The 16,837-nt window shown below is 60.9% G+C and carries 19 protein-coding genes; 5 read left to right on the top strand and 14 right to left on the bottom strand.

Annotation, left to right across the window (positions count from 1 at the left end):
• Window positions 1-133: 133 nt before the first annotated feature.
• Together pgeF and rluD are read right to left on the bottom strand one after the other, a co-directional pair.
• Complete coding sequence (gene pgeF / locus ATH90_RS04140; RefSeq protein WP_098465761.1) at window positions 134-859, bottom strand: peptidoglycan editing factor PgeF; 726 nt, start codon at window positions 857-859, stop codon at window positions 134-136.
• The gene (rluD, locus tag ATH90_RS04135) at window positions 856-1,818 is read right to left on the bottom strand and encodes a 23S rRNA pseudouridine(1911/1915/1917) synthase RluD (protein WP_034102080.1); all 963 of its coding nucleotides are present in this window, start codon (window positions 1,816-1,818) and stop codon (window positions 856-858) included. The genes pgeF and rluD overlap by 4 nt, the downstream gene beginning before the upstream one ends.
• 149 nt (window positions 1,819-1,967) lie before the next feature.
• Here rluD and ATH90_RS04130 point away from each other — a divergent pair, with 149 nt between their 5' ends.
• Together ATH90_RS04130 and ATH90_RS04125 are read left to right on the top strand one after the other, a co-directional pair.
• On the top strand, window positions 1,968-2,993 hold the full coding sequence (locus ATH90_RS04130; RefSeq protein ID WP_034102078.1) for an outer membrane protein assembly factor BamD: 1,026 nt from the start codon (window positions 1,968-1,970) through the stop codon (window positions 2,991-2,993).
• 124 nt (window positions 2,994-3,117) lie between these two features.
• Window positions 3,118-3,351 (top strand): PP0621 family protein, encoded by a 234-nt coding sequence (locus ATH90_RS04125; protein ID WP_034102076.1) that lies wholly within the window; start codon window positions 3,118-3,120, stop codon window positions 3,349-3,351.
• Here the strand turns inward: ATH90_RS04125 and thiO are convergent.
• The 5 genes from thiO to pilV form a co-directional block, all read right to left on the bottom strand.
• A complete protein-coding gene (thiO, locus tag ATH90_RS04120) occupies window positions 3,338-4,447 on the bottom strand; it encodes a glycine oxidase ThiO (protein ID WP_098467643.1) in 1,110 nt (369 codons plus the stop codon). The genes ATH90_RS04125 and thiO overlap by 14 nt on opposite strands.
• Window positions 4,448-4,509: 62 nt before the next feature.
• Window positions 4,510-4,911, bottom strand: a complete 402-nt coding sequence (locus ATH90_RS04115; protein WP_034102073.1) for a type IV pilin protein — start codon at window positions 4,909-4,911, stop codon at window positions 4,510-4,512.
• Between the two features lie 11 nt (window positions 4,912-4,922).
• The gene (locus ATH90_RS04110; protein ID WP_098465760.1) at window positions 4,923-5,453 is read right to left on the bottom strand and encodes a PilX N-terminal domain-containing pilus assembly protein; all 531 of its coding nucleotides are present in this window, start codon (window positions 5,451-5,453) and stop codon (window positions 4,923-4,925) included.
• Between the two features lie 7 nt (window positions 5,454-5,460).
• On the bottom strand, window positions 5,461-6,168 hold the full coding sequence (locus ATH90_RS04105) for a prepilin-type N-terminal cleavage/methylation domain-containing protein (protein WP_069021690.1): 708 nt from the start codon (window positions 6,166-6,168) through the stop codon (window positions 5,461-5,463).
• Window positions 6,165-6,650 carry a type IV pilus modification protein PilV gene (pilV, locus tag ATH90_RS04100; RefSeq protein WP_098465759.1) on the bottom strand — a complete coding sequence of 162 codons (486 nt, stop codon included), beginning with the start codon at window positions 6,648-6,650 and terminating at the stop codon, window positions 6,165-6,167. Before pilV ends, ATH90_RS04105 begins: the two co-directional genes overlap by 4 nt.
• A gap of 193 nt (window positions 6,651-6,843) precedes the next feature.
• Between pilV and ATH90_RS04095 the strand changes: the two genes are divergently transcribed.
• Window positions 6,844-7,425 carry a GspH/FimT family pseudopilin gene (locus tag ATH90_RS04095; RefSeq protein WP_098465758.1) on the top strand — a complete coding sequence of 194 codons (582 nt, stop codon included), beginning with the start codon at window positions 6,844-6,846 and terminating at the stop codon, window positions 7,423-7,425.
• Here the strand turns inward: ATH90_RS04095 and ispH are convergent.
• The 6 genes from ispH to murJ all read right to left on the bottom strand — a co-directional run bounded on the left by ispH (window position 7,379) and on the right by murJ (window position 14,877).
• Complete coding sequence (gene ispH, locus ATH90_RS04090) at window positions 7,379-8,326, bottom strand: 4-hydroxy-3-methylbut-2-enyl diphosphate reductase (RefSeq protein ID WP_034102065.1); 948 nt, start codon at window positions 8,324-8,326, stop codon at window positions 7,379-7,381. The genes ATH90_RS04095 and ispH overlap by 47 nt on opposite strands.
• A gap of 158 nt (window positions 8,327-8,484) precedes the next feature.
• Window positions 8,485-8,922, bottom strand: coding sequence for an FKBP-type peptidyl-prolyl cis-trans isomerase (gene fkpB / locus ATH90_RS04085; protein WP_174555872.1), 438 nt, complete (start codon window positions 8,920-8,922; stop codon window positions 8,485-8,487).
• 7 nt (window positions 8,923-8,929) lie between these two features.
• The gene (gene lspA, locus ATH90_RS04080; protein WP_034102063.1) at window positions 8,930-9,442 is read right to left on the bottom strand and encodes a signal peptidase II; all 513 of its coding nucleotides are present in this window, start codon (window positions 9,440-9,442) and stop codon (window positions 8,930-8,932) included.
• On the bottom strand, window positions 9,435-12,266 hold the full coding sequence (gene ileS / locus ATH90_RS04075) for an isoleucine--tRNA ligase (protein ID WP_034102061.1): 2,832 nt from the start codon (window positions 12,264-12,266) through the stop codon (window positions 9,435-9,437). The genes lspA and ileS overlap by 8 nt, the downstream gene beginning before the upstream one ends.
• Before the next feature lie 14 nt (window positions 12,267-12,280).
• Window positions 12,281-13,219, bottom strand: coding sequence for a bifunctional riboflavin kinase/FAD synthetase (ribF, locus tag ATH90_RS04070; RefSeq protein ID WP_034102059.1), 939 nt, complete (start codon window positions 13,217-13,219; stop codon window positions 12,281-12,283).
• A 119-nt stretch (window positions 13,220-13,338) separates the two neighbouring features.
• On the bottom strand, window positions 13,339-14,877 hold the full coding sequence (gene murJ / locus ATH90_RS04065; protein WP_034102057.1) for a murein biosynthesis integral membrane protein MurJ: 1,539 nt from the start codon (window positions 14,875-14,877) through the stop codon (window positions 13,339-13,341).
• Between the two features lie 253 nt (window positions 14,878-15,130).
• Here murJ and rpsT point away from each other — a divergent pair, with 253 nt between their 5' ends.
• The gene (gene rpsT, locus ATH90_RS04055; protein ID WP_016976313.1) at window positions 15,131-15,409 is read left to right on the top strand and encodes a 30S ribosomal protein S20; all 279 of its coding nucleotides are present in this window, start codon (window positions 15,131-15,133) and stop codon (window positions 15,407-15,409) included.
• 643 nt (window positions 15,410-16,052) lie between these two features.
• Here the strand turns inward: rpsT and ATH90_RS04050 are convergent.
• A complete protein-coding gene (locus ATH90_RS04050; RefSeq protein ID WP_027606858.1) occupies window positions 16,053-16,538 on the bottom strand; it encodes an FKBP-type peptidyl-prolyl cis-trans isomerase in 486 nt (161 codons plus the stop codon).
• Between ATH90_RS04050 and ATH90_RS04045 the strand changes: the two genes are divergently transcribed.
• On the top strand, window positions 16,537-16,827 hold the full coding sequence (locus tag ATH90_RS04045) for a DUF3565 domain-containing protein (protein ID WP_069021572.1): 291 nt from the start codon (window positions 16,537-16,539) through the stop codon (window positions 16,825-16,827). The two genes, ATH90_RS04050 and ATH90_RS04045, sit on opposite strands and share 2 nt — an antisense overlap.
• The last annotated feature ends 10 nt before the right edge of the window (window positions 16,828-16,837 follow it).

The raw sequence follows: 16,837 nt of genomic DNA, 5'->3' as shown, positions 1-16,837 counted from the left end.
GAGCGAGTGTGCTCGCGATAAACACATCCTGAATGAAGAAACCTGCCAGATACCCTTATAGATGGGGTGGATTCTGGAAGATTCAAGCGACAGAAGGTTGATGTGAACCCATGTTGACCCAGATCAACTGAGTCTAGCGGTCAAGCCAGATAAGGGAGGCAAAACGCCCGGTGCGGGGGCTGCGCCGGTAGGAAAAGAAGCGCGGGTCGGTCACCGTGCAGAACCCACCGCCATAGACAGCCGTGACGCCACGCGCAGCGAGGCGAAGACGAGCCAGCTTATAGATGTCGGCCATGAACTTGCCCGGGTTGCGGCTGGGCACAAAGGCATTGGCAGTGCTCGGCAGTTGCTGCATGAAGGCTTCACGCACTTCCGGGCCGACTTCAAAGGCTTGCGGCCCGATCGCAGGGCCGAGCCAGACCAGCACCTGGTCAGGCGCGGCATCGAGGCTTTCGAAAGCGGCCTCCAGCACGCCTGCCGCCAGGCCACGCCAACCGGCGTGAGCCGCCGCCACGCGAGTGCCCGCGCGGTTGCAGAACAGTGCCGGCAGGCAATCGGCTGTCATGGAGGTGCAGGCGACGCCAGGGGTACTGGTCCAGCTACCATCGGCTTCGACGGTACGAGCAGGGTCGGCTTCGACCACCTTCACGCCATGCACCTGGCGCAGCCAGGCAGGCTGGATATCAAAGGCATCCGTAAGACGACGGCGGTTTTCAAGGACGGCCTCAAGGCTATCCTCGACGTGATCGCCCAGGTTGAGGCTGTCGAACGGCGCCAGGCTGACACCGCCCGCACGGGTGGTGACGCAGGCCTTTACCTGAGCCGGCGCGGGCCAGTCAGGCAGCAGCCAGTCATTCACCCGACAAACGCCTCGCGATCCTGCTTGAGCAGCGACAACAACCAGACCAGATCGTCTGGCAGAGGCGATTCCCAGCTCATCCGCTTACCGCTCGTCGGATGGTCCAGCTCCAGGAAGCGTGCATGCAGTGCCTGGCGCGGGAAGTTTTTCAGCGAATCAACCATGGTTGCACTGGCCGCCGGCGGAATACGGAAGCGACCGCCGTAGGCTGGATCACCGACCAACGGGAAGTTGATGTGCGCCATGTGCACGCGAATCTGGTGGGTACGCCCGGTTTCCAGCTTGACCCGCACGTGGGTGTGGGAACGGAAACGCTCGAGCACACGGTAGTGGCTGACGGCCTGCTTGCCGCCTTCCATCACCGCCATGCGCTGGCGCTGCTGGCCGTGACGACCGATCGGTGCATTGATCTTGCCACCTGCCACGACCACGCCGATCACGATGCACTCGTAGATGCGGCTGACACTGCGGCTTTGCAATTGTGTGACCAGCTGCGTCTGTGCCTGAATGGTCTTGGCCACCACCATCAAGCCGGTGGTGTCCTTGTCCAGGCGGTGCACGATGCCGCAGCGCGGGACATTGATGATGTCCGGCACGTGGTGCAACAGGGCATTGAGCAAGGTGCCATCAGCGTGCCCGGCTGCCGGGTGAACCACCAGGCCTGCGGGTTTGTTGATGACCAGGATGTCGTCGTCTTCATAGACGATATCCAGCTCGATGTCCTGGGCGACCCATTCTCCCTGGGCTTCCTGCTCGGCAGTCAGCTCAAGAATCGCACCGCCATGCACTATGTCTCGCGGGCGGATAACCGCTCCATCCACAGTCAGGCGGCCGTCTTTGATCCAGGCGGAAAGGCGCGAGCGCGAGTGCTCAGCGAATAATTGTGCGGCGACTTGATCGAGGCGTTGGCCGCCCAATTCGGACGGCACCTCTGCGCGAAGTTCAATTTTATCGGACATGCTCAGACTAGGCGTGGCACAGCCTTTGGTTTCGGCTGCGCGCTTGTGGTTAAATACGGCGTCTTTTGCCCCGAGGCTTTCAACGGGGCGCTCATCATAACAGGACGGCCCCGCCCAAGACAGCGGCCGTCATAGGGACGCAAGCCGCCATGCAAGTGAAACACCTGCTGCTGATCGCCATCCTCGCCATGACTGCTGCTTGCTCGTCAACAAAGGAAGTCGTCGACGAAAACCTGAGCGAAGTCGAGTTGTACCAACTGGCTCAGAAAGACCTGGACAATAATAGCTACACCAGCGCCACAGCGAAGCTGAAGGCACTGGAGTCACGCTATCCGTTCGGGCGCTATGCCGACCAGGCCCAGCTCGAGCTGATCTACGCCAACTACAAGAACGCCGAGCCGGAAGCAGCCAAGTCCGCCGCCGAGCGTTTCATCCGCCTGCATCCGCAGCACCCGAACGTCGACTACGCCTACTACATGAAGGGCCTGACCTCGTTCGACCAGGACGTCGGCCTGTTGGCGCGCTTCCTGCCGCTGGACATGACCAAGCGTGACCCGGGCGCTGCGCGCGACTCCTACAACGAGTTCGCCCAGCTGACCAGCCGCTTCCCCAACAGCCGCTACGCGCCGGACGCCAAGCAGCGCATGATCTACCTGCGCAACCTGCTGGCCTCCTATGAGATCCACGTCGCCCACTACTACCTGACCCGCCAGGCCTATGTAGCGGCCGCCAACCGTGGTCGTTATGTGGTGGAAAACTTCCAGGAAACCCCATCCGTGGGTGACGGCCTGGCCGTGATGACCGAGGCTTACCAGCGCCTGCACCTGGACGAGCTGGCCAGCACCAGCCTGGAAACCCTCAAGCTCAACTACCCTGACCATCCAAGCCTGCAAGACGGCCAGTTCGTGCCTCAAGTAGCCGAAGCGGACAACCGCTCGTGGCTGAGCAAGTACACCCTGGGCCTGATCGAGTCCCGTCCACCGCTGCCGCCGGGCGAAACCCGCGCCAACCAGGACGTGATCAAGCAGTACCAGGACGCCAAGGAAGCCATTCCTTCGGAGCTCAAGCCCCACGACGAGAACGGCGACGTGATCGAAGAGGAAGAGCCGCAAGCCCTGGGTAACAACCAGGACCGCTCGTGGTTCAGCTACATGACGTTCGGCGTGTTCGACTGATTGCACCCCGCGCCATCAAGAAGGAGCCTTTCGAGGCTCCTTTTTTGTGGGCGGTATTATTGCGCTGTGCGCCTGGCACGTCCTTGGCTAAACTGGCGCATTACTCGTCGAGAATCTGCCCATCATGCTTCGTCTACTGTTCTGGATTGCCGTCATTGCCGCCGCGGTATGGTTCTGGCGTAAATTCAAAAGCCCGGCCGCCAAACAGCAACGCGCCAACGAGCCCGGTGCAGCCCTGATGGTGCGCTGCGCTCACTGCGGCGTGCATCTGCCGCAGGATCGCGCCTTGAGCTCCCGTCAAGAGTGGTATTGCACCCAGGCGCACCTGGAACAAGGGCCGAAGTCTATCCAGCGCTGATCCGACCTTCAGGCGCATAAGGCGTCGGGTCAATGATCGGCGCACGCGCCAGCAGCAAGTCGGCAAACAGCTGGCAGGATGCCGGCGCGAGCACCAGGCCGTTGCGGTAATGCCCGCAGTTGAGCCACAACCCTTTGAAGCCCGGCACCTGGCCGATGTAGGGAATGCCCTCTGGCGAGCCGGGACGCAACCCGGCCCAATGCCCGACCACCTCGGCGTCCGCCAAGGCAGGAATCAACTCCACCGCCGACGCCTTGAGGCTTTCCAGCGCCGTTTCGGTCGGGGTCTTGTCGAAGCCTTCATGCTCCAGGGTACTGCCGATCAGGATGTGTCCGTCACGCCGAGGAATCGCATAGCGCCCCTTGGCCAGGACCATGCTCGACAGGAAGTCTGAAGCGCACTTGTACAGAATCATCTGGCCCTTGACCGGCTCCACCGGTAGCGACAAGCCTAACGTAGCGAGCAACTCGCCGCTCCAGGCCCCCGCCGCAAGTACGACGTGATCGCCGAAGATCGGCCCATTAGCGGTGTCCACGCCCTCCACATTGCCGGCGTTCTGGACAAACCCCGTCACTTGGCATTGCTCATGAACGGTCACGCCGGGCAACGCCAACAACGCAGCCTTGAGGGATTTGACCAGGCGTGGGTTGCGCACATTGGCGACGTTGGCCATGTAGATCGCCTGGGAATAACCGCCACCCAGCACCGGAACGGCGTCATGGGCGGCCGACACGTCGACTTTGCTCAATGGGCGACCTTCACGCGCAGCCCAGGCCAGGGCTTCGGCTTCGTCATCCAGGTCCAGCCAGTACAAACCGGTGGTGTGCACCTCGGGGTCAACCCCCGTCGCCGCAAACAAGCACTCCGCCAGCTGTGGATAAAAATCCTGGGACCAATGGGCCAGCGCCGTGACCGCCGGGCTGTAGCGCCATGGATACAGCGGCGAGACAATGCCGCCGCCCGCCCAAGAGGATTCCTGCCCTACCCCCGCGCGCTCCAACAGCACCACCGCCTGCCCTTGGGACGCCAGGTTGAACGCCGTCAACAAACCGATGACTCCGCCACCGACAATCACTACCTGCTGTTGCTCTGCCATCATTTGATCCAGCCGATAAATAGGAACAAGCGCACCCCGCGCCCAGTCATCCAGCACCTTCATCATTGCCCCCAGCACAGCTTGCGCGACATGTCAGGTGCCGCGCCCGGGTTGGTTCGCTTACCGGTGCTGGTCAGGCTGAAGTCGCCGCAAGGGTCGCCGGTCATCACCGAGCCGACGACGGGCGTAGCCACCAGTTGGAAATCCTGAGGGTTCAATGCAGCGGTGATTCTATAGCGATCATTGCCCGCACTGACGTCGCTTGCATCAATAAAAGTGCCGTTCCTCGCATAAAAGCGCTCCAGATGCTGAGCCTGGTCGGTCAACAACACGACGATCTCGGCGCGATACGCCCTTTTAATGTGGCCGGTGTACCCAGGGTATGCGATCCCGGCCACAACCGCGGTTATGGCCACGGCAATCAGTAGCTCGACCAGGGTAAAGCCTTGGCTGTCCGTGCCCATTCCATTGCTCCTCATTGAAGTTGCCGCCATGCCACTCGCCGAAAACGCGAATCGCCCTGCTCTTCTACCCGCGCGTAGATGCTCTCCAGCACCGTGCGCAAGGGACCGCTCAGCCCGACTGCCGTCACCCGATACACTGCGGCCGGGGTTTGCGGCGGTAAATGCGCCAGCCCTATCGCTGGCCCAAGGAATTGAACGCCGTACAAACCGTTCTTGAGCGCCATCCAAGTGACGCCCGAAACAGGGTCTGTTCCGGGTCTGAGTATCGAAAATGCTGCATCTGGCGGTGCACACGCCACAATCGAGCGACATAACGGCAGCGTCGAAAATGACCGCTGTACGGCCGCCTCCCCGCGCCTCAGGCCACTCTCGGCACTTTGCAGCGACTGCTGACGCAACCAGACGCTGGCGGCGACCTTTTGCTGGGCGACCGCGCCCTGCATCGATGACAACCCGATCAGCGACAACAGCAGCAAAAACACCAGGCTGATCAGCAACACCATGCCGGCCTGCTGTACACGACTCCCCCCAGTAAGCGACATGAACGCGTTACCCCAGACGATTGCGCAGTGCTGCCACGACGCTGTAGGTTTGATTTTTTACGCGGCCGCTGGGGTCTTGCAGCGTCATCAAGATACGCACGCTGCGTATCAACGACGTGTCGAGCGGAGCAGCGTCATAGCGCACCACGTTTAACGACCCGGGGTTGGCGGCCACACCAAAACTGATATCGAACGCCTTGACGTTATCTACCAGTACCGCCTTGGCGGGCGATGCGGGCGTGCTGACCTTCAATTGACCCGCTTCGAAGGTGTAGGTGAGTTGGCGTACGGCAAAACGGATCTGCCCAGGTGCGGGAGCCGGGGCGTTTCCGGGATAGGCCTGGGCGGTCCCCGTGCAATCGGACAATACCGTCCAGTCCGGCTTGCCACTGCCCTCGCCGACATCCGTGGTCACCAGCGTCAGCGAGCGTGTACCCGACCCGACACTCCAGCTGACAGGGCGATCAAACGCCAGAGGCGCATTGTCGATGGCGCCGGTGGCTAGGCAGCCAACCATGCCCGCCTGGCGGATATCCTGGATCATCTTGCCCAGCACGAACCGAGCATCCTCCTGCAGCAACATGGCAGCCTGCTGGCTCGCGTGGGTGATTCTGGAGTTGATCACCAGTTGGCTGCCCCCCAATACCAGCAAAATCCCCAGGGCCAAGGCCAACAGCAACTCCACCAGGCTGAAACCTTGCGCATGACACTTCACTGCGCCACCTCCTGCTCATCAACGATGCGGCTGGTCAGGGTGAAGGTTTCCCGGGCGCCCGACGTGTTGGCGCCTCGACTGTCATCCCAACTGATGCTGACCGTCACCTCGCCTCCACTGATCGACACCGAGCCTGTGGCGCTCTCCCCGGCAAAGCCGAGGATATTGGCTTCGAAATCGTGCAGGTCCAGGTCGCGCACGTTGGCGGTAGCGCGGTTGGGCGCAGCACGCTCGGCTTGGCCCCAGGCGTAGTCAGCGCCAGCATTGGCGCGAATCCGATCAAGCATGTCATAGGCGATGAAACTGGCCTGGCTGGTCATCCTGGAACTGTCGGTGTACTTGAGCGCATTCAGCTGGATCATCGCTGCGCCCAACAGGCCAATGGCGAGAATCAGCGTCGCGACCAGTACCTCGATCAGCGTCATGCCGGCTTGGTGCCGGTTCGGGGTATAGGGCGAACAGGTGTTCGTGCAGGCAAGCATTACCGTCGTCATCCGTGTCGAGGTCCAAGAAAGAGCAGGCAACACCTGCTGTGCGACCCAAGACTAGCGCCGGTTTTTCGCCTGTGCTGCGACGGGAACAAAGGGAAATACTTTGGACATAAAGGCCACCATTCGGCGCGACAGCCTTGGCGCTATACCTAGGACTGCACCCACATCCACGGAGGGATGGCACATGAAACAACGCGGTTTTACCCTGATCGAACTGTTGCTCGGGCTGATCGTGAGCGGCCTCCTGGCCAGCCTGGCAGTGCCCAGCTTCACGAGCCTGCTGGGCTCACAGCAGCGACTGGGTGCAGCTCAATCACTGGCGCAAGGGCTGCGCTACGCACGCGCAGAGGCCATCGCACGCAACCGGGCGGTGGTGATCCACGCATTGGGCGATGATTGGAGCCTGGGCTGGCGAGTGATCGTGGACATAAGCGGACGCGGCCACCCGGACGATGACAACCCGGTGCTGCTGGAGCACCAGGACAGTGGGCGGGTTCCAATCGTAGGCAATGGGCCACTTAAGAGCCAGGTTCGCTTCAGCGGGTTGGGCGAGCCGATATTTGCAGGCGGAGGGTTTCGTGCGGGCACTGTGCATGTGTGTGCCCCGGACCAGGCGCAAAGCCTGCATCAGATCGTACTGGCACCCAGCGGGCGCATCAGCCTGCGCAGCGACAGTGCCGAGCAGGCGTTGTGCCGGGGCCGGCCCGGCACGCGGGCACTCACAGCAGTGAGCGAACCCGCAGTTCCTTGGGCATGGAAAAAGTGATGTTCTCTTCACGCCCCGCCAGCTCATCGGCACCGGTGGCGCCCCAGGCATGCAACTGCTGGATAACGCCGCGCACCAGCACTTCCGGGGCCGAAGCGCCTGCCGTGATACCGATACGCTCAACGCCATCGAACCAACTGCGCTGCATATCTTCGGCGCCATCGATCAGGTACGCCGGTGTTGCCATGCGTTCAGCCAACTCTCGCAGGCGGTTGGAGTTGGAGCTGTTAGGGCTGCCGACTACCAGGACAACGTCGCATTCGTCGGCCAGTTGCTTGACCGCATCCTGCCGGTTCTGGGTGGCGTAGCAGATGTCGTCCTTGCGTGGCCCACCGATGGCCGGGAAGCGCGTACGCAGCGCGTCGATCACGCGGCTGGTGTCGTCCATGGACAAGGTGGTCTGGGTCACGAATGCCAGGCGATCGGGATTGTGCACCTGCAGGTTGGCGACGTCTTTTTCGTCTTCCACCAGGTAAATGGCCCCGCCGTTGCTGGCGTCGTACTGACCCATGGTGCCTTCGACTTCCGGGTGACCCGCATGGCCGATCAGGATGCACTCGCGACCGTCACGGCTGTAGCGCGCGACCTCGATATGCACCTTGGTGACCAGTGGGCAAGTGGCGTCGAAGACTTTCAGGCCACGGCCTGCCGCTTCGGTACGCACCGCCTGGGAAACACCGTGGGCGCTGAAGATGACGATGACGTCGTCCGGCACCTGGTCCAGCTCTTCGACAAAGATGGCGCCGCGTGCGCGCAGGTCTTCGACCACGAATTTATTGTGGACGACTTCATGGCGCACATAAATCGGCGGCCCGAAGACTTCCAGGGCGCGGTTGACGATTTCGATCGCCCGGTCCACACCGGCGCAGAAGCCACGGGGGTTGGCGAGTTTGATTTGCATGCTGTGCCTCGTGTCTTGCTCGGCAAGAAATTGGATCTTGTGGGGGCTGGTTTGCCTGCGATGCAGACACCTCGGTGTATCAGGTACACCGGGATGACGCTATTGCAGGCAAGCCCGTTCCCGCACACGCCAGCTCCCACAGGAACCGGTTTTGTCAGTCAGATCGCTTTAACGTCGATGATTTCAACGTCGAACGTCAAGGTTTTACCGGCCAACGGGTGGTTGAAGTCGATGGTCACTTGCGTGTCATCGAAGGTTTTCACCACACCTGGCAGCTCGGTATTTGCCGCATCGTTGAAGATCACCAGCAGGCCTTCCGACAGGTCCATGTCCTGGAACTGCGACCGCGGGATAATCTGCACGTTTTGCGGGTTGGGTTGGCCAAAGGCGTTTTCCGGCAGGATCTGCAGGGTACGCTTGTCGCCAGCCTTGAAGCCGAACAAAGCCGCCTCGAAACCTGGCAGCAGGTTGCCATCACCGACCTTGAAGGTGGCCGGCGCCTTGTCGAACGTGCTGTCGACCGTGTCGCCATTCTCCAGGCGCAATGCGAAATGCAAAGTGACTTCCGTGTTCTGGCCGATGCGTTGCTCAGCCAATACCTGATCAGTCATTGACGGTCTCTCCGGTTTTCTTGCTCTTGAACATATCCAACGCCAGCATGATTGCACCGACGGTGATGGCGCTGTCGGCAAAGTTGAACGCCGGGAAGTAATGGCGGTTCTGCCAATGCACCAGGATGAAGTCGATCACATGGCCCAGGGCAATGCGGTCGTACAGGTTGCCCAGCGCGCCGCCCAACACCAGGGCCAAGGCGATAGCCAGCCAGGTATCATCGCGGCCAAGACGCTTGAGCCACACCACCAGCACCGCACTGACCACGACGGCGATCACGGCAAACAGCCAGCGCTGCCAGCCACCACCGTCGGCGAGGAAGCTGAACGCCGCGCCGGTGTTGTAGGCCAGGGTCCAGCTGAAGTAATCCGGGATCACCACGATCTGCTGGAACATTTCCAGGGAGCCTTCGAAATGAGCCTTGCTGACCTGGTCGATGACCAGGACCAGCAAACTCAAGACGAGCCAGCCCAGACGTCCGAAACGACTGGCTGAATTAGGCATAGTGACGAACCTCGCCTTCACCGCTGATGTTGTCGACGCAACGACCACAGATTTCCGGATGCTCAGGGTTCACGCCAACGTCTTCACGGCAGTGCCAGCAACGGGCGCATTTCGGGAAGGCCGACTTGACCACTTTGAGCTTGAGGCCCGGTACTTCGGTGGCGACCGCATCCGCCGGGGCCTGGGCAAATGGGGCCAGGCTCGCCGTGGAGGTGATCAGTACGAAGCGCAGCTCGTTGCTCAGCTTGGCCAGGTCGGCGGTCAGGCCTTCCTCGGCAAACAGGGTGACTTCGGCCTGGAGGTTGCCACCGACGGCCTTGGCCGCACGTTGCACTTCCAGCTCTTTGTTCACCGCAACCTTCACGGCCATCACGCCTTCCCAGTACTCGCGACCCAGTTCGAAGTCGGCCGGCAGTTCGGTCAGGCCTTCGTACCAGGTGTTGAGCATCACGGACTCGTTACGCTCGCCCGGCAGGTATGCCCACAGTTCGTCAGCAGTGAAGGCCAGGATCGGAGCGATCCAGCGTACCAGCGCTTCGCAGATGTGGTACAGCGCGGTCTGTGCCGAGCGGCGTGCCTTGCTGTTGGCGCCAGTGGTGTACTGGCGGTCCTTGATGATGTCGAGGTAGAAACCACCCAGCTCCTGCACGCAGAAGTTGTGGATCTTCGAGTAGACGTTCCAGAAACGGTATTCGCCGTAGTGCTCCTGCAACTCGCGCTGCAGCAGCAGGGTACGGTCCACGGCCCAGCGATCCAGGGCGAGCATGTCCTCGGCGGCCAGCAGGTCGGTGGCCGGGTTGAAACCGGTCAGGTTCGACAGCAGGAAGCGTGCGGTATTACGGATTCGGCGGTAGGCGTCGGCACTGCGCTGCAGGATCTGGTCCGACACGGCGATTTCGCCCGAGTAATCGGTCGACGCGACCCAAAGACGCATGATGTCGGCGCCCAGGGTCTCGTTGATCTTTTTCGGCTCGATCACGTTCTTCAGCGACTTGGACATCTTGCGGCCCGTCTCGTCGACGGTGAAGCCGTGGGTCAGCAGTTCGCGGTACGGCGCGTGGTTGTCGATGGCGCAACCGGTCAGCAGCGACGAGTGGAACCAGCCACGGTGTTGGTCCGAACCTTCCAGGTACAGGTCGGCACGCGGGCCGGTCTCGTGACCCATCGGGTGCGAGCCGCGCAGCACGTGCCAATGAGTGGTGCCCGAGTCAAACCACACGTCGAGGGTGTCGCTGATCTTGTCGTACTGCGGCGCTTCATCGCCCAGCAGCTCGGCAGCGTCCAGCTTGAACCAGGCTTCGATGCCCTCCTGTTCAACGCGCTGGGCCACGGCTTCCATCAGTTCGACGGTACGAGGGTGCAGTTCGCCGCTTTCCTTGTTGAGGAAGAACGGGATCGGCACGCCCCAGTTACGCTGGCGGGAGATGCACCAGTCCGGGCGGTTGGCGATCATCGAGTGCAGGCGCGCCTGGCCCCAGGCCGGCACGAACTGAGTGTCTTCGATGGCTTTGAGCGAGCGTACACGCAGGGTGTCGCCGCTGGTAGGCTCTTTGTCCATGCCGATGAACCACTGCGCGGTGGCGCGGTAGATCAGGGGCGTCTTGTGGCGCCAGCAGTGCATGTAGCTGTGCTGGATGGTGGCGGTTTGCATCAGCGCACCGACTTCGCGCAGCTTTTCGATGATCGGCTGGTCGGCCTTGAAGATGAACTGGCCGCCGAAGAACTCGAGCGAAGGCACGTAGACGCCATTGCTTTGCACGGGGTTGATGATGTCGTCGTTGACCAGGCCGTACTTCTTGCAGATGACGAAGTCGTCCACGCCATAGGCCGGCGAACAGTGAACAATGCCAGTACCCGAACCCAGTTCGACGTAGTCAGCCAGGTACACCGGCGACAGGCGGTCATAGAACGGATGGCGGAAATTGATCAGTTCCAGCGCGGAGCCGGTAGTGGTCGCGATCACCGAACCTTGCAGCTCGTAACGGGCCAGGCAAGCCTCGACCATTTCCTCGGCCAAGACCAGCAGGCGATCACCGACATCCACCAGGGCGTAGGTGAACTCAGGGTGCACGTTCAGCGCCTGGTTGGCCGGGATGGTCCACGGGGTGGTGGTCCAGATCACGATGGCCGCCGGCTTGCCCAGGCTTGCCAGGCCGAAGGCCTCGGCCAGCTTGGCGTCGTCGGCGATCGGGAAGGCCACGTCGATGGTCGAGGACTTCTTGTCTTCGTACTCGACTTCCGCTTCGGCCAGGGCCGACCCACAGTCGAAGCACCAGTTCACGGGCTTGAGGCCCTTGAACACGAAACCGCCCTTGACGATCTCGGCCAAGGCGCGGATTTCACCGGCCTCGTTCTTGAAGTTCATGGTCTTGTACGGGTTGTCCCATTCGCCGAGCACGCCCAGGCGGATGAATTCGGACTTCTGCCCTTCGATCTGCTCGGTGGCGTAGGCACGGCACAGTTCGCGGGTTTTATCCGCGCCCAGGTTCTTGCCGTAGGTCACTTCGACTTTGTGTTCGATCGGCAGGCCGTGGCAGTCCCAACCCGGGACATACGGCGCGTCGAAGCCCGACAGGGTTTTCGAGCGCAGGATCATGTCCTTGAGAATCTTGTTCAGCGCATGACCGATGTGAATCGTGCCATTGGCATAAGGAGGGCCGTCGTGCAGGACGAATTTCGGACGATCCTTGCCAATCTCGCGCAACTTTCCGTACAGGCCAATACTGTCCCAGCGCTGCAGGATCTGCGGTTCGCGCTGTGGCAGGCCGGCCTTCATTGGGAAGGCGGTGTCCGGAAGGTTTAGCGTGGCTTTATAGTCGGTCATTTAAGGCTCTTCGGTTAGCGATGGGCGCTAGGTGCGGCTAGTGCACGGGCGGCGGCGACATCCGCATTGATCGCCGTTTTCAACGCCTCAAGGGAGGCGAAACGCTGCTCTTCACGCAGCTTCTGGTGGAAAACCACCGTCAAACGCCGGTCATACAGATCACCGGCAAAATCCAACAGATGAACTTCCAGGTGGGCCTTGCCATCACCTGCAACCGTGGGCCTGACGCCTATGTTGGCGACTCCCGGCCACGATTGGCCGTCGATGTCGACACTCACCAGGTAAACCCCGGTCAGTGGCACACGACGACGCTTGAGTTGCACGTTGGCGGTTGGCGTGCCCAATTGGCGCGCCAGCTTCTGGCCGTGCAGGACCCGTCCGGCAATGCGGAACGGACGGCCGAGCAAACGCTCGGCCAAGGCGAAGTCGGCAGCGGCCAGGGCGTTACGCACCTGGGTGCTGCTCACGCGCAGGCCGTCCAGTTCGACGGTTTGCGCGGCTTCGACGGTAAACCCCTGGTTGACGCCGGCCTGTTGCAGGAAATCGAAATCCCCGACGCGGTCGCAACCGAAACGGAAGTCGTCACCGACCTCCAAATGCTGCACGCCCAGGCCATCGACCAGGATGCGGTCGACAAACTCGGCGGCGCTCAGGCTTTGCAAACGCTGGTTGAAGGCCAGGCAGAGGACGCGGTCCACACCCTCTTCAGCCAGCAGTTGCAGCTTGTCACGCAGGCGAGCCAGGCGCGCCGGCGCGGTCTCGGGCGTGAAGTATTCCCGCGGCTGTGGTTCAAAAATCACCACGCAGCTGGGCACGCCCAACTCGACCGCACGCTCGCGCAGCCGGGCCAGGATAGCCTGGTGGCCACGGTGAACACCGTCAAAGTTGCCAATAGTGGCGACGCAGCCCCGATGCTCGGGGCGCAGGTTGTGGAGACCTCGAACCAGCTGCATAACGCGCTTCTTGCTCATAAAGTGGTCGATTATAACCACACCCGGCCCCGGACGACAGGCAACAGCACAGGCCAAATGGATCGAATCGATAAAACAACCGTTTTATCCCGGAAAACTCTCTAGCTCAGCGACTTGCGATTGAAATCCCGCAGCCGGAAACCTTGCAGCAGCAACATCCCGAAGTACACCACCACGCCGGCGACAACCAGTCCACCAAGGCGCATGAAGCGCTCCAGCATATGGCCCTCGTCCCAGGCGGGCATGAAGTGCATCAAGCCAAGTAGCACTGCCGACATCGCTCCCACCGCGACCAGCAATTTGAGAGCGAACAGCCCCCAACCTGGCTGCGGCTGGAACATCTGCTGTTTGCGCAATTGGTAAAACAACAGCCCGGCATTGATGCACGCACCTGCACTGATGGCCAGGGCCAGGCCGGCATGGGCCAGCGGGCCGATAAACACCAGGTTGAGCAATTGCGTGACGATCAGCGTGAAAATCGCGATTTTGACCGGTGTACGGATGTTTTGCTGTGCATAGAAGCCCGGAGCCAGCACTTTGATCACGATAATGCCGAGCAGACCGACGGAGTAAGCGACCAGCGCATGCTGCGTCATCAACGCGTCATGAGCATCGAATTGGCCGTACTGGAACAGCGACACGGTCAACGGCTCGGCCAGGATCCCCAGGGCCAGGGCGCACGGCAGCACCAACACAAAGCACAGCCGCAGCCCCCAATCGAGGATGCGTGAATACTCCTGGCGGTCCTTGCTCGCATAGGTACGCGCCAGCGTTGGCAGCAGAATAGTGCCCAGGGCCACGCCCAGCACCCCGGACGGCAACTCCATCAGGCGGTCGGCGTAGTACATCCACGACACCGAGCCAGACACCAGCAGCGAAGCGAACGCCGTATTGATAATCAGCGAAATCTGGCTGACCGACACCCCCAGGATGGCCGGCAGCATATTGCGCATCACGCGCCATACGCCGGTGTCCTTGAGGTTCAAGCGCGGCAGTACGAGCATGCCGATCTTCTTCAGGTGGGGCAGCTGGTAGAGCAACTGCGCCAGGCCACCCGCCAGTACGGCCCAACCCAGGGCCATGACGGGCGGATCGAAGTACGGCGTAAGAAACAGCGCGAAGATGATCATGCTGACGTTCAGCAAGGTCGGCACGAAAGCCGGCACCGAGAAGCGGTTCCAGGTATTGAGGATCGCGCCGGCCAGTGATGAAAGGGAAATCAGCAATATATAAGGAAAGGTCACCCGCAGCAGATCAGTGGTCAGCGCGAATTTTTCCGGCGTGTTGGCAAACCCGGGGGCCGTGGCCCAGATCACCCAAGGCGCGGCGAGCATGCCGAGCACGGTCACCAGCATCAGCACCAGGGTCAGCAGGCCCGAGACATAGGCAATAAAGGTGCGGGTGGCTTCCTCGCCCTGCTGGGTCTTGTATTCCGCCAGGATCGGCACGAATGCCTGGGAAAACGCGCCTTCGGCGAAGATCCGTCGCAGCAGGTTGGGCAATTTAAACGCAATAAAGAAGGCATCCGTGGCCATGCTGGCGCCAAAAATGCGCGCCAGCAGGGTGTCACGCACAAACCCCAGAACCCGGGAGATCATCGTGATAGAGCTGACGGCGGCCAACGATTTGAGCAGATTCATTGAAAGAGTTTGCGCCTATAGGTAAACAGCAGGCGAACAAAGCGCCCACTTATGCGATACTGCGCGCCTGCAACAGCACAGAGCCAAAGCTCGCGAGTTTACAGGTCAAGCGCCGGAAATAAATCACCCGCCTCTTCAGATCGACCACTCAGCAGTTCGCATCAGCCGCCCTTGACAACCCATCAAGTCATCGGCATGATTCGCGGCCTATTTTGTTTGCTATTTCCTAAAAAGTCTTTCGAGGAGCTCGACGGTGGCCAACACACCTTCCGCCAAAAAACGTGCAAAACAGGCTGAGAAGCGTCGCAGCCACAACGCCAGCCTGCGTTCCATGGTTCGTACCTACATCAAGAATGTAGTTAAAGCCATCGACACCAAAGACGCTGAAAAAGCCCAAGCTGCTTACGTTCTGGCTGTGCCAGTTATCGACCGTATGGCCGATAAAGGCATCATCCACAAGAACAAGGCCGCTCGCCATAAGAGCCGCCTGAATGGCCACATCAAGGCTCTGAGCGTTGCTGCTGCAGCCTAAGTGGTAACAACTGCAACGCAACCCCGGTTGCGAAACAGTTAAGAAATGCCCCGTACCGAAAGGTCCGGGGCATTTTTGTTTGTGCCTTATATCCGGAGTTTGCAGACCAACATGTGCGGGCTTGCCCGCGATGAGCCCAGGTATCTACACAGTTTTTGCTGCAACCTACCCTAACCACGATGCGAAGCGAGTCGCTCTTGATCTTGATCTTGATCGTGCTTTTGATCTCAGGCGCCCCATCAAACACGCTGGCCGGAATTCGACAGGGATTTGGGGGGTAAACCGGCAGGGATGCCGGTTTAGCCGCCCCGCGCCATGGAGGGCGCGTGGCGGCGGCCACCCAAATCACTGTCGGATTACGGGCACACCGAGCGTGAGCGAGGTGCCGAGTGTTGGGGCAAGAGCCTTTTGGTTACTTTGGGGCTCTTTTCCAAAGTGACCCGCTGTAAGAGCGGAACCAATATCAGCCGTAACCTAAATAACGGATATGTACCCGGCCTGATCCAACATCCAGGTCGGCTGTCGGGGCGCCTTCGCGAGCAAGCCCGCTCCCACGTTTTTGAACTGCGTGCATTTTCAGGGCACAAAAAAAAACGCCCCGAACCAGTCGGGGCGTTTTTGCTACCTATTGATCAAACCGCAATCAATGGTGATGACCGCCTTCACCGTGGACGTGGCCGTGAGCCACTTCTTCTTGGGAAGCGTCGCGGATGGCAACGATCTTCACTTGGAAATTCAGGCGCTGGCCAGCCAGTGGGTGGTTGCCGTCAACGGTCACGTCGTCGCCGTCCAGATCACGGATGGTGACGATCTGCATTTGGCCGTCCGGCGCGGAAGCGTGGAACTGCATGCCCACTTCCAGCTCGTCAACACCTTCGAACATGCTGCGGCTCAGGGTGCTGACCAGTTCGGCCGAGTACTCGCCGTAGGCATCTTCAGGTTCTACGGCAACGGTCAGCTCATCACCGACGCTCTTGCCTTCCAGCGCCTTTTCCAGGCCTGGGATGATGTTACCTGCGCCTTGCAGGTAGACCAGCGGCGCGCCGCCGGCGGAGCTGTCGATGACCTCACCAGCGTCGTTGGTCAGGGTATAGTCGATGGAGACAGCCTTGTTAGCGGCGATCGTCATGGGGCGAGACCTTTTGCATAAGAATGAAGAACGGACAAGTCTAAACAAGGATTTGCCCGAAAGCGAACAGAACCCGGACGGACGGGACCGATCAACGGCATCCTTCATCATCGGGTTCCACCAGGATGAGGACCAGCACTGGGTGGCCGAGCTGTCCTGCGGCCACACTCAGCACCTGCGCCACCAGCCACCCTGGCAGTCGCGCGCCTGGGTGCTTGATCCCGCGCAACGCCTTGAAAAAATAGGCCAGCCCTTTGCCTGCGGCTGGTGTACGCAGGAGCGCGAATAACGATAACCTT

This window comes from Pseudomonas lurida (genome assembly GCF_002563895.1).
In the GTDB taxonomy this organism is placed as follows: Bacteria; Pseudomonadota; Gammaproteobacteria; order Pseudomonadales; family Pseudomonadaceae; genus Aquipseudomonas; species Aquipseudomonas lurida.
Note: the sequence above shows the minus strand (reverse complement) of the source record. Positions and strands in the feature narration are given on the sequence as shown.